The 23,880-nt window shown below is 52.6% G+C and carries 20 protein-coding genes; 12 read left to right on the plus strand and 8 right to left on the minus strand.

Annotation, left to right across the window (positions count from 1 at the left end):
- Window positions 1-61: 61 nt before the first annotated feature.
- From KNP67_RS00380 to KNP67_RS00410, 7 genes are all read left to right on the plus strand, one after another.
- Window positions 62-424: a response regulator gene (locus KNP67_RS00380; protein ID WP_021066686.1), complete on the plus strand. Its 363-nt coding sequence runs from the start codon at window positions 62-64 to the stop codon at window positions 422-424.
- The gene (locus KNP67_RS00385) at window positions 421-2,979 is read left to right on the plus strand and encodes an ATP-binding protein (protein WP_214755688.1); all 2,559 of its coding nucleotides are present in this window, start codon (window positions 421-423) and stop codon (window positions 2,977-2,979) included. The genes KNP67_RS00380 and KNP67_RS00385 overlap by 4 nt, the downstream gene beginning before the upstream one ends.
- Window positions 2,980-3,123: 144 nt before the next feature.
- On the plus strand, window positions 3,124-3,504 hold the full coding sequence (locus KNP67_RS00390; protein ID WP_029595956.1) for a YisL family protein: 381 nt from the start codon (window positions 3,124-3,126) through the stop codon (window positions 3,502-3,504).
- Between the two features lie 102 nt (window positions 3,505-3,606).
- Window positions 3,607-4,608, plus strand: a complete 1,002-nt coding sequence (locus KNP67_RS00395; protein ID WP_021066683.1) for a class I SAM-dependent methyltransferase — start codon at window positions 3,607-3,609, stop codon at window positions 4,606-4,608.
- Window positions 4,609-4,681: 73 nt separating this feature from the next.
- Entirely contained in the window at window positions 4,682-6,208 is a 1,527-nt protein-coding gene (locus KNP67_RS00400; RefSeq protein ID WP_125318023.1) for a phytoene desaturase family protein, read from the plus strand.
- On the plus strand, window positions 6,205-7,683 hold the full coding sequence (locus KNP67_RS00405; RefSeq protein ID WP_214755689.1) for a phytoene desaturase family protein: 1,479 nt from the start codon (window positions 6,205-6,207) through the stop codon (window positions 7,681-7,683). Before KNP67_RS00400 ends, KNP67_RS00405 begins: the two co-directional genes overlap by 4 nt.
- The gene (locus tag KNP67_RS00410; protein WP_058763050.1) at window positions 7,652-8,491 is read left to right on the plus strand and encodes a phytoene/squalene synthase family protein; all 840 of its coding nucleotides are present in this window, start codon (window positions 7,652-7,654) and stop codon (window positions 8,489-8,491) included. Before KNP67_RS00405 ends, KNP67_RS00410 begins: the two co-directional genes overlap by 32 nt.
- A gap of 429 nt (window positions 8,492-8,920) precedes the next feature.
- On the opposite strand, the gene KNP67_RS00415 is transcribed toward KNP67_RS00410, so the two are convergent.
- The 6 genes from KNP67_RS00415 to ybaK all read right to left on the minus strand — a co-directional run bounded on the left by KNP67_RS00415 (window position 8,921) and on the right by ybaK (window position 14,153).
- Window positions 8,921-10,387 carry a phytoene desaturase family protein gene (locus KNP67_RS00415; RefSeq protein WP_058763052.1) on the minus strand — a complete coding sequence of 489 codons (1,467 nt, stop codon included), beginning with the start codon at window positions 10,385-10,387 and terminating at the stop codon, window positions 8,921-8,923.
- 14 nt (window positions 10,388-10,401) lie between these two features.
- Window positions 10,402-11,469 (minus strand): glycosyltransferase family 2 protein, encoded by a 1,068-nt coding sequence (locus tag KNP67_RS00420; protein ID WP_029595952.1) that lies wholly within the window; start codon window positions 11,467-11,469, stop codon window positions 10,402-10,404.
- Window positions 11,466-12,164, minus strand: coding sequence for a lysophospholipid acyltransferase family protein (locus KNP67_RS00425; protein WP_029595951.1), 699 nt, complete (start codon window positions 12,162-12,164; stop codon window positions 11,466-11,468). The genes KNP67_RS00420 and KNP67_RS00425 overlap by 4 nt, the downstream gene beginning before the upstream one ends.
- On the minus strand, window positions 12,130-12,882 hold the full coding sequence (locus KNP67_RS00430) for a carotenoid biosynthesis protein (protein WP_021066675.1): 753 nt from the start codon (window positions 12,880-12,882) through the stop codon (window positions 12,130-12,132). The genes KNP67_RS00425 and KNP67_RS00430 overlap by 35 nt, the downstream gene beginning before the upstream one ends.
- 87 nt (window positions 12,883-12,969) lie before the next feature.
- Window positions 12,970-13,668, minus strand: a complete 699-nt coding sequence (pssA, locus tag KNP67_RS00435; RefSeq protein ID WP_131472269.1) for a CDP-diacylglycerol--serine O-phosphatidyltransferase — start codon at window positions 13,666-13,668, stop codon at window positions 12,970-12,972.
- A 20-nt stretch (window positions 13,669-13,688) separates the two neighbouring features.
- Window positions 13,689-14,153 (minus strand): Cys-tRNA(Pro) deacylase, encoded by a 465-nt coding sequence (ybaK, locus tag KNP67_RS00440; protein ID WP_131472271.1) that lies wholly within the window; start codon window positions 14,151-14,153, stop codon window positions 13,689-13,691.
- Between the two features lie 155 nt (window positions 14,154-14,308).
- On the opposite strand from ybaK, the gene KNP67_RS00445 reads away from it, so the two are divergent.
- Window positions 14,309-15,043: an enoyl-CoA hydratase/isomerase family protein gene (locus KNP67_RS00445; protein ID WP_029595950.1), complete on the plus strand. Its 735-nt coding sequence runs from the start codon at window positions 14,309-14,311 to the stop codon at window positions 15,041-15,043.
- A 46-nt stretch (window positions 15,044-15,089) separates the two neighbouring features.
- Here KNP67_RS00445 and KNP67_RS00450 read toward each other — a convergent pair whose 3' ends face one another.
- Together KNP67_RS00450 and KNP67_RS00455 are read right to left on the minus strand one after the other, a co-directional pair.
- Window positions 15,090-16,448 (minus strand): MATE family efflux transporter, encoded by a 1,359-nt coding sequence (locus KNP67_RS00450; RefSeq protein WP_021066671.1) that lies wholly within the window; start codon window positions 16,446-16,448, stop codon window positions 15,090-15,092.
- A 156-nt stretch (window positions 16,449-16,604) separates the two neighbouring features.
- Complete coding sequence (locus KNP67_RS00455) at window positions 16,605-18,389, minus strand: glycoside hydrolase family 13 protein (protein WP_214755690.1); 1,785 nt, start codon at window positions 18,387-18,389, stop codon at window positions 16,605-16,607.
- Between the two features lie 371 nt (window positions 18,390-18,760).
- On the opposite strand from KNP67_RS00455, the gene KNP67_RS00460 reads away from it, so the two are divergent.
- The 4 genes from KNP67_RS00460 to KNP67_RS00475 all read left to right on the plus strand — a co-directional run bounded on the left by KNP67_RS00460 (window position 18,761) and on the right by KNP67_RS00475 (window position 23,857).
- The gene (locus tag KNP67_RS00460; RefSeq protein ID WP_214755691.1) at window positions 18,761-20,026 is read left to right on the plus strand and encodes an extracellular solute-binding protein; all 1,266 of its coding nucleotides are present in this window, start codon (window positions 18,761-18,763) and stop codon (window positions 20,024-20,026) included.
- Between the two features lie 105 nt (window positions 20,027-20,131).
- A complete protein-coding gene (locus KNP67_RS00465; RefSeq protein ID WP_021066668.1) occupies window positions 20,132-21,487 on the plus strand; it encodes a carbohydrate ABC transporter permease in 1,356 nt (451 codons plus the stop codon).
- A gap of 1 nt (window position 21,488) precedes the next feature.
- On the plus strand, window positions 21,489-22,322 hold the full coding sequence (locus tag KNP67_RS00470; protein WP_021066667.1) for a sugar ABC transporter permease: 834 nt from the start codon (window positions 21,489-21,491) through the stop codon (window positions 22,320-22,322).
- A gap of 23 nt (window positions 22,323-22,345) precedes the next feature.
- Entirely contained in the window at window positions 22,346-23,857 is a 1,512-nt protein-coding gene (locus tag KNP67_RS00475; RefSeq protein WP_214755692.1) for an alpha-amylase family glycosyl hydrolase, read from the plus strand.
- Window positions 23,858-23,880 lie beyond the last annotated feature (23 nt).

Below are 23,880 nucleotides of genomic sequence, written 5' to 3' on the forward strand. Positions count from 1 at the left end.
TTGTGATTACGAACTGAATCCGTTAAAATAATGGAATGGGATAAAAAATGGAGGAATCGTCATGGTAAAAATTTTACTAGCAGAAGATGAAGAAGTATTACGCATGCTTGTTTTAGATACATTAGAAGATGAAGGATATGACATTGATGAAGCGCCAGACGGCCTTGAAGCCTATCGGCTAATCGAACAGAACGAGTACGACCTCGTGATTGTCGACCATATGATGCCAGGCATGACCGGTCTTGAGGTCATTGAGAAAGTACGAAAACTGCCAGGACGTCAACATACGAAAGTGATGATGCTCACGGCGAAGAGCCAACAATCTGATCGTGATTGCGCGAATGAGATTGGCGTCGACTACTTTATTTCGAAGCCGTTCAGTCCACTTGAATTGGTGAAGATTATAGGAGGCATCGTGAATTGAACAGATGGTTTAAACAAAAACTCGGTCGCGACCTCATGGTCGTCCTCTACTCGTTCCTCGCGCTCGCGCTCGTCGGCTCGATTTTCATGTATATGTACATGGAAGAACGTGTCGCGGAGAGCGAACGACGGCTACAAGACGTCGATCAACGCATCGAACGTCTGAATACGCTTTGGGACGACTGGCAAGGCGTCCAATATGAGGCTCGAGGTTATCTCGTCTTTGGTGATACGGAGGCGCTCGAGCGGGCTAAAGAGAAAGAGAACGAGTTCCAACAAGAAATAAACTGGTTCAAGAGCGTCGTCCAGACGAAGCAAGGTGAGATTTTCGCGGAGGACTTGCAAGAGTTTCATGACTTCTATTTCGGTGTCATCCTTCCGGTGACGACGGAGTACGGTCAATTGCGGGCAGAAGGTGAAATCACCGAGACGACCATCGACCCAGAGACGGTGTTGGCGTTGCCGACAGCCCAGCGTTTGATTGAGCAGGGCGTCGTCCCGTACAGCCCAGAGCGCGGGATTGATACGCTCGGACCGATTCAACAGATTGAGACATCATTGTCAGATTATAAATCTTTGATGAATAGCGAGAAACAAAAAGTGTACGATGCTTGGAAGTTGAATAACGACATTCTTCAGTTCTTGTGGATTGCGAGCATTTTGTCGTTCGCGGCCTTGATTTTATTGTTCATCCAACCGTTCTTGCGCCGTCAAACGCGTTTGATTTCACGTCTCTCGATCGCATCGGACCGTCTGCTTAAAGGCGAGATCGTCGATTTGAGCGACCAGATGGAGCGTGAAGATGAGATTGGGACGATGTCACGGTCGTTTAACAAAATGGCCGAGACGCTTCGTGACAACGAACGTCACTTGATTGAGAAGAACCACGAGTTGCAAGCGCAACAAGAAGAGTTGATTGCTCAACAAGAAGAGCTTCAAGCGCAACAGCAAGAGCTTGAAGAGATCTTGGAGCAGACGCAACAGAACGAGCAACACTTGGCTTATCGTAACGAATTGACCGAGACGCTCGCGGCCCGCGATTCGCTCACGGCCTATCCAGAAATTATCGAGAAGCTCGTCGCCATCACCGACTCAGAAGTCGGCGCGCTCGTCTTCGTCGATGCGACAGGTTCATTCTCGATCACGAGCCACGGCTTGAACGAGACGCTCACGCGTCAATTGCTCGATAGCGAGAATTCGGTCTTGACGCGGGCGATGACACTGCGGACGACCGTCCATTCGTCGAAACAAGTCGCGAGCGACCATCCGCTCCCGTATCCATACTATATGTATGAGACGGCCGTGCCGGTCCATGATCCGACGGATGACTCGATTATCGCGTTCATCTATCTCGTTCGTTATAAAGACCGCTTCACGCAGACACAGATGGGCGACATTATGTCGTTCGCCCGTCAGTTGTCGCTCTCACTTCTCCGGATGCGTCTGTTTGAAGAGATGACCCGTGAGAAAGGGAAGACGGAACGGATTCTCGACTCGATTCGCGAGGCGGTCATTTACGTCGAACACTCGACCGATGACGTCTTCGTCAACCGTCCGCTCTATGAGATGTTCCCTGAGCTTGACGACATCACGTCGAGCGAACTCGCGGAACTATCATGGAACGAATGGCGCGAGACGATTTCAACGACGGTCGATCAAGAAGATGATTTCTTGAAGTATACCGATCGTTTGTTCACGGACGACTTCCCGCATGACAGCGTGAGTTTCTCGATTCGTAAAGGGGAGATGAACCTACAGATGTATGCGGAACGCATCGTCGTCGGCGGGTTATCGAAAGGAACGTTACTCGTCTTCCGTGACATCACGAGCGAGACCGAGGCGGAGCGCTTGAAGAGCGAGTTCATCTCGACCATCTCCCATGAATTACGTACCCCGCTCTCTTCGATTTATGGGTTCACCGAGCTCATGGTCAAGAAGCAGTTGCCGAACGAGAAGCAAGCGAAATACTTGCAGACGATTCATGCCGAGACGGAGCGCTTGACGCATCTCGTCAACGACTTCCTTGACGTACAACGGATGGAAGCCGGCAGTCAAATGTATGACCGCGAACAGCTCGACGTCGAGCCGGTCATTCGCGATATGATGACGTTCTATGAGGCGTCATCGTTGAAACACCAGTTCGAGCTCGTCACGGCCGATGATCGCCCGTACGAACTGTTCGCCGACTGTCAGAAGTTCAAACAGTTGATGAGTAACTTGCTCTCGAACGCCGTGAAGTATTCGCCGCGTGGCGGGAAAATCACAGTCGAACTGGCCCATCACGACCAATCCATTTCGATTAAAGTGAAAGACCAAGGAATCGGGATTCCGAGCGATGCGCTCGACCGACTCTTCGACAAGTTCTATCGTGTCGACAATTCGGACAGCCGTGAAATCGGCGGTACCGGACTCGGCCTTCCGATCTGTCAGGAAATCGTCCGCGGTCACGCCGGTCAGATTCATGTCGAGTCGGTGCAGCATCAAGGCTCGACGTTCACGGTCGTCATTCCAAGTTATGAATACGCCGTCCGTGAACAAGAAACGACGACAGCTTAATCACGTCAGCAACGCAAGGCGCCTATCGATCATCGATGGGGCGCCTTTTTGGTGGAAGCGAAAATTTTTCAATCACCTGCTTGACCGTAAAGCGAGCGACTCGTGTACAATAGAGATTGTACATAATGGAAAGGGGGACTTTGAATGCCATTGACTGCATTCCTACACACGCACGTCACGAGCTGGATTTTATTACTCGTCTTGTTCGCTGTCGCCTACGTCGGCTATAAGAACGCGAACAAGAGCGGGAAGATTGCCCACATGGTGTTTCGACTCATGTTGCTCGTCGCGTTCGGCACAGGACTTTATTTGTATTTACAATTGAACGGTGGCGGCATGTTCTATCACGTGAAAATCACGGTCGGACTGCTCACGCTCATCTTCGGTGAGATGACGCTCATCCGTGTGAAGAAGAAAAAACCAGCGAACGCGATGTTCGGCGGTTTCGTCGTACTTGCACTCGTGACGATTTTCATCGGCTATGCGTTGCCATACGGACAGTCGTTCTTTAGCAATTTCATTTAAGGTTGATTCCCATTCCGCACATCGGAGTGGGATTTTTTTGTTTGTCCGTAAATTATTAGGGGAAAATAAAAAAATCAGTGATAACGATGATGAGGTGAAATGATGGAACAACAAATGAATGAATGGTCACGCGTCTTGCACGCGCGAAGATGGATGAAACAAACGGAATCGTTCCTGCCGCTTTGGCACGGATATATCGGCTATAAATATGGATTGTTCGATGCACTCCAAGGCGGGGCCAGCTTTGCGGAGATGACGCTTCGCTTGAAGCAACCGTTGACGAAGCTCGCGCTGGAGCGTTGGCTTGAAGTGGGGGTCGCCGTTCGTCATTTGAAGAAGAGAGGCTGGCGTTACTTCCCGACACGTAGTTTGAAATATCAATTGTCGCATGAGGATGAGCGCAGTATCGGTTTCATGCTGCAAGAGATGATGGAGCTGCATATCCCGGCGCTCATCGCTTACCCTGACTTTTTAGAGTCGGGCAAACAGAAGACGTTCGATGGGGCGACGCATGGACAGGTCGTTGCACAGACGTCGACGCTCGTCGAGACGGTCGCTTTCCCAGTCGTCCAACAACTGTTGCGTCAGGCCGACGTGAAGACGATGCTCGATATCGGATGCGGGCACGGTGGTTACTTGCGTAAACTGCATGGCCTCGAACCAGAGTGGAAGTTGACCGGGATTGACTTAGAAGAGGACGTCATCGCCGAAGCCCGTGAGCAGGATGAGTCAGGTGATATTCGTTACGAAGTGGCCGATTTCATGGAATGGGATCATGAGGACCGGTTCGATGCCGTCATGATGAACAACATGCTCTATTACTTCTCGCCAGAAAAACGAATCGAATTGCTCGAACGGATGCTCGAGAACCTCGAGGCGTCCGGTGTCGCTGTCCTCGTCACTCCGCTCGCAGAGACGCCGCTCGGCTCTCGGTTTGCCTCGGCGTTCAATGCGTTCATGACCCTCCACGACAACTTGCATCCGTTACCGACAATTCGAGAGTTGCGCCGTCAAATGCAGCAAGTCGGCTTTGAAAATATTCGCTTTATCCCATTCATCCCGGAAGGATCATGGTATATCGTCATTGCCGAGCGCGGCAATTGACACATGGCGGACACACGACGAGCCGATTCAAATTTGAACTTGTCTCCAGTCATTTCTATAATGAGATAGAAGCATAAGAGACTATTCACATAGGGAGTTGTTCAACGTGTCGGAAAAAAGAGTCGCCGTGATCGGTGCCGGACCAGGAGGACTTGCGGCTGCGATGCTGCTCGCAAGCCGTGGTGTGAAGGTAACAGTATTTGAGAAGCAGGCGTTCGTCGGTGGACGAACGTCTCGTCTTCAAGTCGGAGAATTCGCGTTCGATCGTGGCCCGACTTTTTTAAATATGCCGTATATTTTAGAAGAGATTTTCGAAGAGACGGGTCGCGATTTACATGACTACGTCGAGATGAAACGCCTTGAACCGATGTACGACCTTTATTTCGATCGAGGGAACCGGGTACTGTCGATGACGACCGACCGCGATCAAATGCATCAGGCGATTGAAGAGCAGTTCCCTGGGAACGGGGAAGGCTATGAGCGCTTCATGGCCGAACAAGCCATCAAGCTGTCGAAGTTGATGCCGGTCCTGCAGACGGCGCATGACAAGCTGACGGATTACGTGGCCACACGTGTTTTGAAGGCGTTGCCGTTCTTGTCGATTGGTAAATCGTTATATGACGTGTTATCGGAATACTTCACGAGCGAGGAGCTGAAGTACGCCTTCACGTTCCAAGCCAAATATTTAGGGATGTCGGCTTGGGATTGTCCAGGCGGCTTCTCGATTTTGTCGTATATGGAGCATGCCTACGGCGTCCATCATCCGATTGGCGGCGTGAACCAACTATGTACAGCGATGGCGCGCGTCATCGAAGAAGAGGGCGGCGAGATTCGTCTCGGAGAAGGCGTTGACCGTCTCTTGCTCGATGGGAAACGTGTTAACGGTCTCGTGGCGAACAACGTGCATTACGCGTTCGATGAAGTGATTGTCGGTGCCGATTTCGCCCATGCGATGACGACGCTCGTCCCGAGCGATGCGCTCACGCGTTGGAGTCCGAAACAACTGAAGAAGAAGCGCTACTCGTGTTCGACGTTCATGCTCTATCTCGGGCTCGATCGCGTCTATGACGACGTCGCCCATCACTCGATTCATTTCGCAGACGACTACGAGCGTAACGTGAAAGAGATGACGCAAGACTTGAAGCTGAGTGAAGACTTCTCCTTCTACGTGCAGAACGCGTCAAACATTGATCCGACGCTGGCACCAGCCGGTAAATCGTCACTCTACGTCCTCGTGCCGGTCCCGAATAATCTGTCGAACTTGCCTTGGGAGAAGCTCGAGGCGACGATGACGGAACGTGTCCTCGATGCGCTTGAGACGCGTTCACCGTATCGCGACATTCGTAACCATATCGAGGTCATGCAGCCGCTCACGCCGAACGACTGGGAAGCGTTCGGTGTATATGAAGGAGCCACGTTCAATCTCGGACACAACTTATCGCAGATGATGTATTTCCGTCCGCACAATCAGTTCGAGGAACTCGATCACGTCTGGCTCGTCGGAGGGGGCACTCATCCAGGCAGCGGACTGCCGACGATTTTTGAGTCGGCGCGGATCACGGCGAACCTATTGCGTGACCGGGCAGGTGTCGGCCAATGAACATCAGCTTCGTCGGTGCCGGAATCGGGTCGCTTTACGCGGCCTTGCTCCTGACCCATAAATATCCGTCGCTACACGTGACCATCTATGAGAAAGAATCCCGCGTCGGGGGGCGACTCAATTATGTCGAATTCGAGAACGGCGCCCGCGTCGATGAGGGGCCGACCATCGTCCTGTTACCCGGGAAACTGAAAAGTCAGCTTCAAGAAGCCGGGTTCCCGGAACGTGAGCTCGAACTGCTTGAAGTCGACCCGCTCTATCGCCTCCGTTATGAGGATGGGACGACGTTCTATAAATATCGCGATATCGAGCGCCAGGCGGCCGAAATCGACCGTCTTTTCAACGAGGGTGCCGGATTCAAAAAATATATGGCCCAAAAACGAGAAGAGTATCGCCTCGGCTTCGACGCGTTCTTGGACCGGGGCTATAAGAGCAAGACAGATTTGTTCGAGCCGAAGTTATTGATGCTCCTCATGCGCTTGAAGGCGTATGAGACGGCCCACGAGAACATGAAACGCTTCTTTAAGGACGAACGTCTTCGTGTCGCCTATAGTCTGCAAACGCTCTACATCGGCGGCAACCCCTATGACACGCCATCCCTCTATGGCTTGATTCCGTATCGGGAGCAAGAAGAGGGGATTTGGTACGTCAAAGGAGGATATTTCTCGCTGGCGACGAAAATAGAACAAGAGTTGAAGCGCCGGGGCGTCACGTTCAAGCTGAACGCGAACGTGGAACGCGTCCGCGTCGCCGAAGGTCGGGCGGATGCGGTTGTCGTCGACGGAGTCGTCCATCCGTATGATGCGGTCGTCGTCAACGGCGACTTCCCGCTCATGGAACGCTTGATTGATGGCGTCAAGCCAAAGTCGTATGAACCGTCGAGTGGGACGCTCTTGTTGTATTTTACCGTGAACGGGGACATCGACTTGCCGGTCCACCAATTCGATTTGCCGACTGATTTCGCCGGGTCGATGCGGACCATCTTCGAAGATGGTAAACTGAGCAAGTATCCAGCGATGTATACGTTCAATCCGTCCCTCATCGATGACTCGCTCGCACCGACGGGCACGAGTGTGCTGTACGTACTCGTACCGGTGCCGCGTAAATTGGAACGGAAAGACTTTGAAACGAGCGGTGCAATCGAGCATTTGATCGGCCGCATCGAACGGATGGTGCCCGATTTCAGAGACCGTGTCTTGGAAATGAAAGTCCGGACGCCGATGGACGCGGAACGATTCGGCTTGTTCGAGGGCGGAAGCTTCGGCATCGCCCCGAAATTGGCCCAGTCGGCCGCATTCAAACCGCAGGCCCGTCCGTATGCCCAGATCGACCGTCTCTATGCGGTCGGGGCATCGGTCCATCCGTGCGGAGGCGTTCCAATCGTCATGATCGGCTCGCAACTGTTAGTGAAAAGAATGGAAGAAGAAATGGGGGCATTGTACCATGACGACACAAGAAGCGTATCGTCAATGTGAAGACGTAATGAAAAAAGGCTCGCTCACGTTCTATCGGGCCTTTTCCCTGCTCTCTAAACCTGACCGCCAAGCCGTGGCTGCGGTCTATACGTTTTGTCGGACACTCGATGACGCGGTCGACGAATCTGATAGCCCCGAGGAAAGTTTGACGCATTTTTTGGCCGAGTTCGATCGTTTCTTGGCGGGCGAACCATTGCCGGATGCGCTCTGGGTGGCGCTCGAGGATGTCTGGAAGCGATACGACATGGACGTCGAACCGTTCTTCGAGTTGGCCGAAGGCATGAAATGGGACTTACATAAGACGCGTTATGCGACGCTCGAGGAGACGGAGCAGTATGGCTATTACGCGGCCAGTACCGTCGGCTTGATGCTGTTACCGATTCTCGCGCCGGACGCCGATGCGGGTGGACGCCAGCAATTGAAGCAAGGCGCCATCGATTTAGGAATTGCCATGCAGTTGACGAACATCTTGCGCGACGTCGGGGAAGACCTCGATCGGGACCGGATTTATGTGCCCCAATCGTTGCTCGCCGAGTTCGGTGTCGAGGAAGCCGATTTGTTTGCGCGGCAAGTGACTCCGGCGTTCATCGACGTCTGGGAGACAGTGGCCCGTCGCGCGGAAGCGTTATACAGCAGCGCCCGGGAGACGCATCACTTGTATCCTGTGACGAGCCGGAAGCCTGTCGCGGCGGCAGCGCTCCTCTATGAAGGGATTTTAGATGCGGCCCGGCAGAACGGGCATGACGTCTTCACGAAGCGGGCGTATGTCTCGACGATTCAAAAAGGCAAACTGTTGACCAGATTATAAGCAAGGGCGGTCGTCTTGAGACGGCTGCCTTTTTTGCGCACAAAAAAACCACTTTTGGCGGGGGACCAAAAGTGGTGTAAGCGTTATGTGATTCGTTCATCGGGGAAACGAACGAATCGGACGTGATGAACCCTAAAGATGTGCCTCGTTTCATGGGGAATGAAACAATGGGGCATCTTCGCTGAAGCAGGATGCTTGATGGACTAAGGGGGAACATCAGATGCATGCTGTTCCAGCTGCGGGATACGAGTGGGGAAACTCGCTCATCACTTTTTTCTCGGGTGTGACAAGTTCAAAACGCGATAGGCTCGGGGAAGCCATTCGATCGCTACAGGTGTAACTAACGTTACAAAACTGCTTGAACTCGAATATGATATTATCACGTCTGTCCCGTGTCGACAAGTGTCGAATCCTCTGTTCACAAAATGTTCAAATTGTCAGAGGTATGTCCTCTAACATCGATCGGGCCGCGAATTGTCCTGAAAGCGTCACCATCGGGCTACCGCCACCAGGGTGGGTCGAACCGCCCGCAAACCAGATGTTTGAGACGTCTTCGGAACGGGCCGACGGACGGAAAAACGCTCCTTTTTTCGAGTTGGCCGACGTCCCGTAAAGCGCTCCGTAGTAGGCGTAAAAATCACGGGTCAAATCGAGTGGAGTGACGCGGCGATGGAACAAGACATCGCTGTCTTCCCAATCGACACCGAACGTGCGGAGCCGTCGACGAATCAAATGCTCATACGTCTCGGCATCGATATCGGTCATATGGGCCGGCGCATTGACGAGGATAAACAAGTTATCGCCGGCTTCTCCCATTGACGGGTCGGTATGGGCCGAGTTCGAGATATAGATCGTCGGCTCATCGGCATAGCGTTCCTCTTCAAACAAGGCCCGGAACTCGGCCTCGTAGTCGTCTGAGAAATAGACGTTGTGATGGGCGAGGTTCAATCGTTTGTTCAAGCCGATCATGATGACGAAAGCGGACACCGATGGCTCGATCGTGTCGCGTGTCGGTACCGGGAACGAGGGACGGTCCATCGCGTCGACGAGACGCGGATATTGCGTGAGCAGTTCCCCGTTCAGAAGGACGGCATCGCAAGACATGACCTCTTCGTGGTCGATGACGACCGCATGGGCCTTCCCGTTCGTCACTTCGATTTTCGTCACCTCATGGCCGAGCCGGAACTCGACGCCGAGCTCGCTCGCCCGTTTCGCGAAGCCTTTCGCGATCGTCCAGTTCCCGCCTTTGGCGAAATAGACGCCGTCATTCAGCTCGAGATGCGAGATGAGCGCGAACGTGCCTGGTGTGACGTAGGGGCTGCTGCCGATATACGTCGCATACCGGTCGAGCGCTTGGATGATGCGAGGGTCCTTGAAGTACTTTTTATGGAGCGCATGCAGGCTCTTGAGCGGATGCACTTTCATCATGTCGGCCCAAAGACCGGTATCGATTTTCGAGTCCATCCGCGTGAAGAAGCGGTGATTGGCAATCTCGAACAGTTTTTCCGCCTCGTCTAAGTAAGCGGCCAATTGATTTTTATCGGCTTTGTCGCCGGTCAGACGGCGCACCTCAGCTTCCATTTTTTCGCGGTCCGAATCGAATGTGAACGTCGAACCGTCGGAGAAGTGGTTGACCGTGTGCGACTCGAGTTTGACGAGCTCAAAATAGTCATCCGGGTTGGCGCCGCTGTTGCGGATGACGGAGCGGAACACGTCCGGCATCGTAATCGTATTCGGTCCGAAGTCGAAGCGGTGTCCATCGGTGATAATCGGCATGAGCTTCCCACCGACATGCTCGTTCTTTTCAATGACGGTCACGTCGTAACCGCGGGCGGCCAAGGTGACGGCGGCACTCAAGCCGCCGAGACCGGCCCCAATAATGGCGATATGTTTCATAGTATGCCTCCTAATTATTGATACGTCCGGCCTTTCCATGAAATCGGCTTCCGTCGCCATTTGCGCACGACCGCGCTCGACAAGAGGAGCAAGTAGGCGATGAGACTGAACGGGTGGAGCCAAAACTGGCGGCCACCCGATTTGACATCGATGGCGAGGCGCGCGAGCAAAACGAACGCGCATGCCAAGAATGAAATCCAGTCCATGCGGACGAGAAAGACGATGAAAGCAGACAGCTGGATGCCGTAGTAGAGAAAGAAATAAAGGGCGATGCCCACTGCTTCATTCATTCCCTTGAATACGTTCTTTGAAAACCCATTCCAGACTTCTTCATTCGTCGCATACATGTCACACGTGATATACGGCGAGACGTTGACGAGCGACGTGATCTTTTTCCGACGTTTGAACTCGCGGCAGAGATCGATGTCGTCAATCAATGAATCATGAATCGAGGCGTGCCCTCCGACATCCTCGTAGCTCGCCCGCTCGACGAGGACGTTCATCCCGTTGGCCGCGGCGAAGGCAGGATGACGGACTTTTCGCCAAAACAGGGGCAAATGCTGGGCGATTAAGACGTGCTGCATCGGAATCAACAGTTTGCCGAGCCAAGTCGGTGTCGGGAAACGGGGGAAGCCGGACAAGAAGACCGCTCCTTCGCGGGCGAGTGTGCCGTGAAGTCGACCGATGAACGTCGGGTCGATCGTCACGTCGGCATCGAGGAACAATACATACGGCTCGGTCGTCCGGGTCGCCAACTGATGGCATGCATGGACTTTACCGGCCCAGCCTTCCGGGAGCGGCACCCCACGGAAGATGGTGAAGCGGGAATCGCCCGCAATCGCTTGAACGAGCGCCTCATATGTACCGTCCTCGGACCGGTCCTCATACAAATAAACGTGACATTCATCCGTCAAGGCTGCCTTTAAACTTGTGACGAGTTTCGGCACGTTCCGCTCCTCGTTCCGAAGCGGGATGCAAATCGCGGTCGAAGGGACAGGGGCCGGAGCGGTGAGCGGCCGGAGGAATAGCAAGTTCACCAGCGTGAAGACGAGCATCAGGGACGTGATGACGAACAGAATCATGAGCGGCCTCTTCCGAGTTGGAGCACGTGCTCTGTCCAATCCGCCAAGCTGCGCTTCGGAGGGAACAGCTCGATATAGCGGTCGGATTGTGCGATCACGTCGTCGCGCGTATCGTCATATAGTCGCTCAAGTGCTTTGGCGAGCTCTTGTTTTTGGTCACGTCGCGTCTTAGAGACGACCGTATGGTTGCGGAACCGCACATAGACGAGCGGGGCGGCGTGGGACGCGAACGTATAATAGATGGCGCACAACCGGACTTCTGGATTGTGAATCAGCATCGTTGCACCGGAACCGATCTCGAGCGGGCGATGCTCCTGTGGATACTCACGTCCTTGCGGGAACACCCAGACGGACTTGCCAGCGAGTAACAGCCGATTAGCATAGTCGAGCGAGGCGCGCACGTCCGATAGTTTGCCTTTTTTGATGGAGAACGCACCTAAGTGGCGGAAGAACGGGAAGCGGCGCAGTCCATCCTCATCCATCAAGACGTGGACGTCGTGACGCAAATAATATTCGTTCAACATGAGCAGAATCATCCCGTCCCACCACGAGCTGTGTGTGCTCAAAAACAGTCCAGGTGTCGGCACGTCATCGGCCCGGACGTGAATCGTATGGAAAAACGGACGGATTTGACGCTCTTTGACGAACGTCGAGAACAGGTTATTGAACCATTTCTTTTTGCTCGCTTCGATCATGACGGCTCCTCCGTTCTATCAAGATGAGACCTGCGGCGGTCACGAGGCTGAGGACACCGATCCCGTAGAGACCGGCGTTGACGGCCGTGACTCCGAACAAGGCGTGAAGCATGACGAACAAATAACGGCCGTGCCCGAGCAACATCGGTTCCGCCTCGACTTCAAACCGGTCGAGTAACCAAGAGAAAATGAGCGACAGTCCGAACCAACCGACGAAGTTTTGCGTCGGGATATCATAATACAAACCGTCATTGGCCCATTCCCAATAGCCTTTCACGTTCGCGGCGACCGGATCGATTGCCATGTCGAGCCAAACAGCGAGGAATGGGACGAGCCAGAGCGTGCGGTTCTTGAACGAGAACAAGCGGGCGACGGCAAAGCTCGAGCCGATGACGGCGAGCCAGGCTGCACCGATTGTGACCGGTACACCGAACACGGTCGGACCGAACGCCTCGGCGTAGATATACTCGCTGAACGGGAACCCGGTTTTGACACCGAGCGTCTCGACAGCGATTGAGCCGAAGAAGATGAACGGGACAATCCAGCGGGCGTGGCGGACGCCGTCCGCGATCACCCAACCACCGATGGCCCCAGCGAGCCATAAGAATACCGGGTTTGCCCATTCGAGCCAACTCGGCAACAAATCAAAGCCAACGAGGACGACCCCGATGACATACCAAACTAAAAACCATTTCCAAATCCATGGATACACTTTCATTTCATCACCTCTATTACCATTCTAGAGAGGTTTGTGACATCCGTCTAATAAATGCATGCAAAAAAAGAGCCCCTCGAGAGGGACCCATCAATTCGCCATCCGTTTTCGTTTCTTGACGAACGAGAAGGCGATGAATAAGACGTAGAATGTGACGGCGATGAACCAGAACGACGGCCATTCTTTCCACCGGGCCAGAATCATGTACGTCAAGTAGATGAGACTGACTGTGATGATGAACGAATGGCGCGGGAGCGGCACATCTTTGAAACTCGGGATACGCACGCGGCTGACCATGAGCAGGGCGAGACCCGTGAAAAAGATTGGGGTGAGCAGTTCATTAATCTGGTCCCCGAACGTCGTCACGACGGCGAGCAATCCGCCGGCCGCAGTGATTGGGACACCTGAGAAGTAGCTGGCCGAGACGTTCGTCGCCGATAAGTTGAAGCGGGCCAAGCGGTAGGCGCCGAACAGCGGGAATAAGGCGGCGAAGAAAAGACCGTAGTTGCCGTAGTCGATAAAAAACGTGTAGTAGGCGAGTAATGCCGGGGCGACCCCGAACGTGACGACATCGGCGAGCGAGTCGAGTTCTTTCCCGAAATCACCGGCCACACCGAGCATACGGGCCAGCCGTCCATCGAGACTGTCGAGCATCATGGCGATGATAATCAATAACGTCGCGTTCGAATAGTCGCCACGCGCCGCATAAACGATGGCCAAGACGCCACAGAACAAGTTGCCGAACGTAAATGAGTTAGGAATCCACGAGCGGATTCGTTCTTTCCACATAGATATTGCCTCCATCTTTTTTATTGAGTGAACCAGCGGCCGTCCGTGAACCGGAGCAAATCGGCCGGTGTGAGTTCGAGTTGATAGCCGCGCTTTCCGGCCGAGATGATGATCGTGTCTTTTTGTTTGGCGCTGTCGTGAAGGAACACGGGGAAGCGCTTCTTCGCACCGATCGGCGAGACCCCACCGCGGATGTACCCGGTCAGCGCCTCGAGCTCTTTCACCGGTACGGGCGAAGCCTTTTTGACACCCCAGGCCTTCGCGGCCGCTTTTAAGTCGATATCGAGCTCTCCTGAAATCAAAAAGAAGGCGAATCGGCGTTGCTCGTTCTCGAGACAAATCGTTTTATACAGTTGGTCGAGCGGTTTACCGAGTGATGCGGCGACATGCTTGGCCGAGACGTCGGACTCGTCCACTTCATATGTGTGATACGTGAACGGGACGTTCCGTTGTTTCAGTTGTCTTGCGGCGTTTGTCAGTTGCATCGGTCCCACCCTTTCGTTGAACGACTCTTTTAAGAATAGCAAATAGTGGTAGCGTCGGGCAATCGAACTCGGAAAGTTTTCATGACAAGAAGGAAACAGAATCCATGATAGAGAAATGAATAGTGATTCATTTTATCATGAAGGGGGAAATTAGGATGGAAACGATTCAACTGGAACAGCGGAACGGGGTCGGCTGGCTGAAATGGGACCGGCCGGAAAAATTGAACGCATTAAATGAGACGTTGCTTCGCGAGGCGAGGGAAGCGATGGAGCAGCTCGTGGCGGATGAGGCCGTCCACGTCATCGTGCTCGTCGGGCAAGGACGTGCCTTCTCATCGGGACAGGACTTGACGATTGAGAGTGACGCCGACTATGGAGTGTATTTAGAAGAGGTGTATCATCCGCTCGTGCGGGCGCTTGCCGACTGTCCGAAACCAATCATTGCCGGCATTCATGGGGTCGTCGCGGGGGCGGGTCTCAGTCTGGCGCTCGCCGCGGACGTCCGGCTCGTCGCAAGGTCGACGAAGTTCAGTTCGGCGTTCATCAAAATCGGTCTCGTCGCCGACGCCGGGGGACCATACCATTTACGACGCTTGATGAGACCAGATCTCGCGCTCGCTTGGATGTGGAGCGGCAGCACGATTGACGCCGAACAGGCCGAGACGTTCGGTCTCGTCACGGAGCTCGTCGAGGATGAGGCATACTTGGAGCGGTTGACGACATACGCCGAGACGCTCGCAGCCAAGTCACCGACAGCGGTGCAAGGCATGAAGGCGTTGTTCCGAGCCGATTCGTTCGAGGACGGGCTCGAGCAAGAGATTATCTGGCAACGGAAATGTGGGCAGACGGACGTTCATCGCCAGGCGATGCAGGCATTCTTAAATCGATAATCGATAAAAAAAGAAGCGGTCACAGCGACCACTTCTTTTTGATTGGTTATGAAGTTGGCTTCGGTTCGAACTGGAAGCCTTTTTGTTGCCACGTCCCGTATTTCCAGCGCCGGAAGGCGAAGAAACCGCGGAACCACTCGTCGAGTGAGAAGGCGAGCCAAATCCCGAGGACGCCGAGCCCCATCTGGAGACCGAACAAATAACTGAAGACGACGGCGACGCCCCACATCGAGGCGATTCCAATCATGACCGGGAAGCGAACGTCGCCGACCGACTTGAGCGAGCCCATCAAGACGATGTTCATGGCACGACCTGGCTCCAGGATGAGCGTCGCCCATAAAATCGGTACGCCGACGGCGATGATGTCCGGGTTCGACGTGAACAGGCCGAGCAACGACTTACCGAAGACGGCGAGTCCGAGTGAGGCCACGAGTGATGCAAACATGGCGAGCTTCAACGTCTTGACGGCGCGGGTATACGCCTCTTTAAACCGTTTCCCGCCGATGTCACGGGCAATCAACAGCTGCGTCCCTTGCGCGACGGCGACCGTGAACAAGAAGGCTAGCATCGACAGGTTCATGACGTAGACGCGGGCGGCGAGGGACGCCTCACCCATCGTGGCGATGAAACCGGTGATGATGATTTGTGAGAACTGATACGACAAGTTCTCTCCGGCCGATGGTACCCCGATTTGGAGCAAGGCACGGATATCATCGCGTTGCGGCTTAATCAATTCTTTGAGCGGGAAGCGGAGCATGAGTCGCTTCTTGACGATCCAGAACAAGAGTACCATCGCCGAGAAACGGGCGATGACGATGGCCCAGGCGACACCGGCGACACCTGTCACCGGGAGGCCGAACCAACCCATGACGGCAATCATGGCTCCGATGGCCGTGATGATATCGATGAGAAGCGTCGCGAGCATCGCATGTTTCGTCATCCCGTGACTCCGGAGGACGGAACTGAGCGCCATGATGAGCGCCTCGGTGAAGAGCGACAACCCGACGATTTGTAAAAACAAGAGACCGTGGTCGAACAGCTCATCCGATAGACCGAACAGGCGGAGGAACGTCTCACCGAACAAGAACACGACGGCGACCATGATCACGCCGAGCCACATGTTCAAGCTGACGGCAGAACGGGCGAAGTCGCGGCTCTTCTTCATCCGATTGGCGCCGATGGCTTGACCGATCAAGATGGTCGCGCCGACCGACGTCACGCTGAAGACGATTAAGAAGACGTTCAAAATTTGGTTGGCGACGCCGACTGCAGAAGCGGCGGCATCTGAGTAATGGGCCAACATGAGCGTGGCGATAATCCCGGTCCCCATATGGAGCGCGAGCTCGATGAAGATCGGCCACGATATTTTAAATAAACTGAGCTGTTCGGTGTTTTTGTTCGGCATGTGTATTCTCCCTTGTTTCTACAATTCTCTCTATGAAATATTTACGTTGTCAAAATCACAAGGGTCATGTTACTCCTTTTGATATGAAAAAGAAAGGGATTTAGCAAATTATTTTCAACAAAAAAAACACCCGCCGAAACGGGTGCAAAACCGAATTTATTTCATTTTCAAAATCGTGGCGCTGAACGGTGCGAGTTCGACTTCAAGTGAGTCTACATCGCGGTCGTGAAGCAAATCGTAAGCGCTTCCCGTATGCCAGAGTGGGTTCAGCTTCGATACCGTCTCTGAGTTATTGAAGTATATCAAATATGTCTCGTCTTTCGTGCAACGCTCAATGATGAGTGCGTTCGACTCGTTATCGACGAGGTTGAAGCGATACGACCCGGCGTTAGCAAGCACCGGGTGCTCTTTGCGAAGTCGAATCAATTTTTGGATATAGCGGAACAGCTCCCGGTCTTCCTGCGTCTCATCCCACGGCATGCAACGACGGCAGCCCGGGTCTTGTTCACCTTCGAGACCGATTTCATCCCCGTAATAGATACATGGGCTGCCCGTGTACGTGAGCATCGACGTCATGAGCAACTTGAACTTTCCTTTATGTCCTTTCGCTCGTGTAAGGGCACGCGGCGTGTCGTGCGAATCGATCAAGTTGAACGTCACTTCGTTCACGTTCGTCGTGTTCATCATCTCGACGCGCGTCAATTCATCCCGGAACTCGGAAGCGGACGTCCGGTCGAGCGCGAAATAGTTGAGGCTCGCGTTCGTGAACGGGTAGTTCATAACCGCATCGAACTGATCGCCTTGAAGCCACGGCTGCGCGTCATGCCAAATCTCACCGAGGATGTACGCTTCTGGGTTCGCTTGTTTCACGGCTTTCCGGAAGTCGCGCCAGAACGCATGATCGACTTCGTTGGCGACGTCCAAACGCCAGCCGTCGATGCCGAACTCCTCGACCCAATAGCGCGCGACTTCTAATAGATAAGCTTTTAGCGCCGGGTGCTCCGTATTGATTTTCGGCATGTTCTTCTCGAACGCGAACGTATCGTAGTTCGGCTTCGGTGTCGTCTCGATCGGGAAGTCACGAAGGTAGAACCAGTCCCGGTACTCCGACTGCGGTCCGTTCTCGACGACGTCGAGGAACCACGGGTGATTGTACCCGACGTGGTTGAAGACCGCGTCGAGCATGACTTTAATCCCGTTCTCGTGCAGAAGATCGACGAGTTGTTTGAACTGTTCCTTCGTTCCGAACTGAGGATCGATTTCCATATAATCGAGCGTATCGTATTTATGGTTCGTCGTCGCCTTGAAGATCGGGCAGAAGTAGATGCCGGTAATGCCGAGGTCGACGATGTGGTCAATATGATCGATGATCCCTTGGAAGTCGCCGCCGAAGAAGTTGGTGACCGTCGGCTCGGTGCTGTTCCACGGAAGCGTGCCTTCCGGGTCGAGTGACGAGTCACCGTTCGCGAACCGGTCCGGGAAGATTTGATACCAGACCGTATCTTTCACCCACGACGGGGCATGGAAGATGTCGACCGGGTTGATGAATGGGACGCAGAAATAGTAGCCCGTGTCATCGAGCGGCTTATCTTCGAACCAACCTTTTTCCGTATAGACGGCCGTCTCATTGCCGTCATGGAGACGGAAGCCGTAACGGAGCCGGCGGAATGGCGGCTTGATGGCGATGAACCAATAGTCGTATAGGTCGTCGTGTCCAATCTTTTCCATCGGTGTCTCGAACGTGCGCCAGAAGCTCGGCTTGTCCGGATCGAAGTTCCACATGGCCGGGTCTTCCGAATGCCAGTCATATGGGTCATTCCAAATTAAGTCAACAGATTGGATATCATTTCTTTTCGTATGGAATCGAATATGTATCGTTTCTCGGTCGTACTTGTACACGAAAGGGGACATGGCGCGATGATAGATAGCTTCTTTAATCAAATGAAATCATTCCTTTCTCTCTTAGGGTTGTTACCATTTTACACTGTATGTTCAGAAAAGAAACAACAGTTGTGAAAACGTTTGCTCAAGCAAAGGGTAATAAAGCGTTTACATTTTGTCAATCGTTCGATTCCTTGTTTCATAAGAAAAACACCTACAAAAAGTTCAAAAAGAGATAAATGGGACAACAGCAGGAAAAATTCCTAAAAAAAAGTCTTGTAAAACGCTTACACAACTGTATAATAAAAATTGAGGTGAGGATGCAAACGTTTTCACTAACCTACTGATTCTGTAGCGGAGTTGTTTAAAATCAGTAGGCCAGTGCGATTGCGCAAATCTGACCATACTATTCCTTGGGGAGGTTTTTCATCATGAAGATGAAAAAAATGGTAGCAGGACTTTCAACGGCAGTATTCGCTTTCGGTGCACTTGCTGCATGTGGTGGCGGTACGGACAACGGTTCTACTAACGAAGGCGGTTCTTCTAGCGAGAACAAGCCAGAAAAAATCGTAATTTGGGAAGATATTGAAAAGTCGGAAACGACGAAAGAAGTTGCGAAGGCGTTTGAAGAAGAACACGGCGTCGCAGTTGAAGTCGTTGAAGTTCAAATGACGGATCAAAAAGACAAGTTGGCGCTTGATGGCCCAGCTGGTAAAGGTCCTGATATCGTTCTCGTACCACACGACCAAATCGGAACGATCGCTGATCAAGGTCACTTGGCTCCAATTACGGATGAAGGCGCACTTGAAGCGTTCACAGACGCTTCGAAATCGGCTGTCATGTTCGACGGACAAGCTTACGGCTATCCGAAATCAGTTGAAACACCAGTCCTCATGTACAACAAGGATTTGGTATCAGAAGCTCCTACTTCAATGGACGACTTGTACAAGTTGTCTACAGATCTTAAAGACAAAGGCGAGTACGGCTTCCTCGGTCTTTGGGATAACTTCTACTTCGCTCACGGTGTAGTGGCTGGCTTCGGCGGTTACGTCTTCAAAGAAGACGGCGGCGCGCTCGACCCAACCGACGTCGGTTTGAACAACGAAGGCGCAGTTGAAGGCTTCGACTACATCGGCAAATGGTACCAAGAAGGCCTCTTCCCTAAAGGGTTGATCGGCGAGTCTGGTGGCCAAGCGATGGACCAACTCTTCACTGAGAAGAAAGCACACACAGTCATGAACGGACCATGGGCCGTAGATGGTTACAAAGATGCCGGCGTCAACCTTGGAGCGTCTGCATTGCCGACACTTCCAAACGGTGAGCCAATCAAGACGTTCATGGGCGTGAAGACATACGCACTTTCTGCTTACACAGAAAACCAAGAGTGGGCTGAAATGTTCCTCGCAGAACTTACGAACGAAGAGAACGCATTGAAGATGTTTGAAGCTTACAACGAGATCCCACCAGTAGCAGCACTCGAGTCGAATGAGACAATCACGTCGAACGAAGTTGCGAAAGCGGTATTCGATCAAGCGACGAACGCAATCCCAATGCCTAACATTCCTGAAATGGGACAAGTTTGGGAGCCAATGGCACAAGCACTTCAGCTCGTAGCAACTGGCAAGCAAGATGCACAAAAATCAGCTGACGATGCTGTTAAAGTCATCGAGCAACAAATCCAAGCGAACAACCAATAAGGACAAGAAATGATGGGGTACGCCGACTGGCGTTCCCCCTCATTTTCTAGAATTGAGCAAACGCTTGCTCGATTGATTTGCTCAAATTGAAAGGAGAAATTGAGGATGGCTTCAATTGCGAACCCGAAAACGCCGGATCAACGTCCGGACAAACAACCGACCAATCATGCTCGGAACGCTGCATTACTATCGATCATTCCGGGAGCCGGTCAATTTTATAACAACCAAAAAGCGAAAGCGATCGCTTTCTTTATTGTCATCATGTCTTATTTTGCAGTAAACTACGATCTCTTTTTCAAAGGAGCGGGCGCTGGACCTGGTGACCGTGGAGGTCTTTGGGGATTGATCACGCTTGGCGAAGTGGCAGGACCTCGTAACGACCATTCCATCTTCTTGATGGTAGAAGGTATTGTCGCGTTAATCTTACTTTTCTTCGGTATCGCATTTTATGTCTGGAACATTCGTGACGCTTACCGAGTCGGTCGCATTCGTGATCAGCACCTAAACGTTGCAACGTTCCAAGTGCAACTTCGCAACTTGCGCGACCACGGATTCCCGTACTTGATGTTAATCCCGTCGCTCATCTTGCTCGTCTTCACGGTTATTCTTCCATTGATCTTTACATTCTTGATTGCCTTCACGAACTATCGCTACAACAACGCACCACCGGCGAAGCTCGTCGAATGGGTCGGATTTGAGAACTTCACACGAATCTTTGAAATTGATATTTTCCGTGACACGTTCGTCGGCGTTCTTGGTTGGACGCTCGTCTGGACAGTCGCTTCGACGGTCGGTGTCATCGCCATCGGGATCTTCCTTGCAGTTCTCTTGAACCAAGAAGGTCTTCGCTTCCGTCGTTTGTTCCGCTCAATTTTGATTTTGTCATGGGCCGTACCGGCGTTCATCACGATCTTGATTTTCCGTTCGATGTTCAACGAATCGTTCGGGGTATTCAATACGACGATTCTTCCGGCGTTCGGACTTGATCCGATCAACTGGATGACCGATCCGACGGCGACACGCAGTGCGCTCATCTTGATTCAATGGTGGCTCGGCTTCCCGTTCATCATGACGCTCATGACTGGGGTACTTCAATCCATCCCGGGTGACTTATATGAAGCGGCGACGATTGACGGTGCGACCATCTTTGATAAGTTCCGTTTAATCACATTACCGATGCTCTTGTTCGCAACAGCACCGATTCTCATCACGCAGTTCACGTTCAACTTCAACAACTTCAACATCATCTATCTCTTTAACGGTGGTGGACCGGCTGTTCCGGGCCAAACTGCCGGTGGTACCGATATCTTGATTTCATGGATTTACAAATTGTCGCTCGGAGCCAACCCGCAATACGGACTTGCGGCTGCGATTACGCTCATCTTGTCATTCTTCATCATGACACTTGCCGTCATCCAGTTCCGTCGGACAAAATCTTTCAAAGACGAGGATATGATCTGATATGAAAAAACAAAAACGAATCAATTTGGCGTTCTCTTATGTCATCTTGACGCTTGCGTCGATCATCATTCTCTATCCAATGCTTTGGGTGGTCGGGACGTCATTCAACCCGGGTCGTACGATCACATCGACCATCATTCCGTCGAACCCGACATTTATTCACTATAAAAACTTGTTCGATCTATCTATTTCGGATTATAGTTTATGGTATGTGAACACATTAAAAATTGCAGTCATCACAATGTTGCTCTCAGTCGTTTTGGTAACGATTACAGGTTATGTCTTCTCGCGTTACCGTTTCGTGGGACGGAAGAACTCGCTCGTCATGTTCCTCGTCTTACAGATGGTCCCGCAATTCGTTGCCATCATCGCCATCTACGTGCTCTTGAACATGCTCAACCTTCTTGATACGCACACAGCCCTTATTTTGCTGTATGCCGGAGGCGCAATCCCGATGAACACGTACTTGGCAAAAGGTTATTTCGATACGATTCCGAAAGAGCTCGATGAAGCTGCTCGGATGGATGGTGCCGGTCACCTTCGTATCTTCTGGCAAATCATTTTGCCGCTCGCGAAGCCAATCGTCGCAACGATCGCCTTGTTTAACTTCATGGGCCCGTTCAACGACTTCATCTTGGCATCGCTCGTCCTTCGTTCACCAGAGAAACAGACGCTCGCGGTTGGTCTTTACAACATGATCTCTCGACAGTTCGACAACAACTTCACGTTGTTCGCGGCAGGCGCCGTCCTTTCGGCCCTCCCAATCGTCCTCTTGTTCTTCATGTTCCAACGCTACTTCGTCTCGGGTCTCACTGCCGGTGGTACGAAAGGATAATACTCACTTAAGGGGGAAGCGATATGAGGCGAGGCGTCGTGCTCGTTCTTCTGTCGCTTCTTTTGTTTCCAACAATCGTCGGAGCGAAAGAAGCAGCATCATGGGAACAGGAACGCATGTACTTTATCATGGTCGACCGGTTTGTTGACGGGAATCCGGACAACAATTCGCAGGTCGACAAAGATGACCCGAAAGCCTTTCACGGGGGCGATATCCGCGGCGTGATTGAAAAGCTCGATTATATCGAGTCGCTCGGGTTCACGTCCGTCTGGTTGACACCGGTGTTTGAGAACATGCCGGACGGCTATCACGGATATTGGATTAAAGATTTTTATAACATCGATCCCCAATTTGGGACGAAAGAAGATTTGCAAGAACTCGTCGACGAGGCCCATAAACGGGACATGAAAGTCATCCTCGACTTCGTCGTCAACCACGTCGGTCCGAAACATCCATGGGTCGAAGAACGACCGGACTGGTTCCATGACGAGTTGCCGATCGTGCTTTGGAACGATCAAGAACAAGTCGAGACGCACTGGCTGTTCGACTTGCCGGACTTCAAAACGGAAGATCCGGAAGTGAAAGACTACTTACTCGAGGCGGCCACGTATTGGATTGAAGAGACCGGCATTGACGGCTATCGTCTCGATACGGTACGTCACGTCGACAAACCGTTTTGGGAAGACTTCGTTAAAGCGGTCCGGGCCGTTGACCCCGACTTTTATCTGTTGGCCGAAGTGTTCGACCCAGATCCACAGTACGTCGCGGAATATGATGACCTAGGCTTCAACAGCATCACGAACTTCACGTTTTACGACCGCGTCTCGAAGACGATGACGCAAAAGTCGGCGAGTGTGGACGAAATCGACGTGGCCGCCAGCTACGCCGAGACGTTCTTCAACGACCCGAACCAAATGGCGACATTCCTCGATAACCACGACGTAGAACGATTCATGCACGTCGCGGAACTCGGCGGGGCCGAGTCGGCCGAGCGTCGCCTACGCCTCGGATTGTTCGCCCTTTATGCGTCTCCAGGCATGCCGATCGTCTTCCAAGGGACGGAGAACGCACAAAAGGGCGGAGCCGATCCGGCGAACCGGGCCATGACCGATTTCCCTGGAAATGAAGAGCTCCATGAATACGTCACGATGATGAACCGGATGCGAGAGGAATATCCCGTCTTCGCGACCGGCGAACAACGCATGATCGCCTCGAAAGACGGCATGGCCGTGTTCGAGCGTCGTGACGGCGACGATGTCGCTTTGTACGCTATCAATATGAACGCCGAGGACCGAGAGATTGAATTCGAGGTAAGCGAAGTCGGAGAAGATACACGCCTTCGTGGTCTCTTGTTCTCACAACTTGTCACCGACAAACGTGGCACGTTCACCATCAAGCTCGCAGGAGAAAGCGCGAACGCCTACATCGTCGAAGAATCGGAAGTGAACATGTGGACGATCGGTCTACTTGTCATCGCCATCCCGATTTTCTTGACTGGATTGGTCATGTGGAAGCGTCGCAAGAGCGCGAGCTGACGATACCCTGTGATAGGGAACTA

Origin of the sequence: Exiguobacterium sp. s157 (assembly GCF_018618205.1) — a bacterium.
Classification (GTDB): domain Bacteria; phylum Bacillota; class Bacilli; order Exiguobacteriales; family Exiguobacteriaceae; genus Exiguobacterium; species Exiguobacterium chiriqhucha.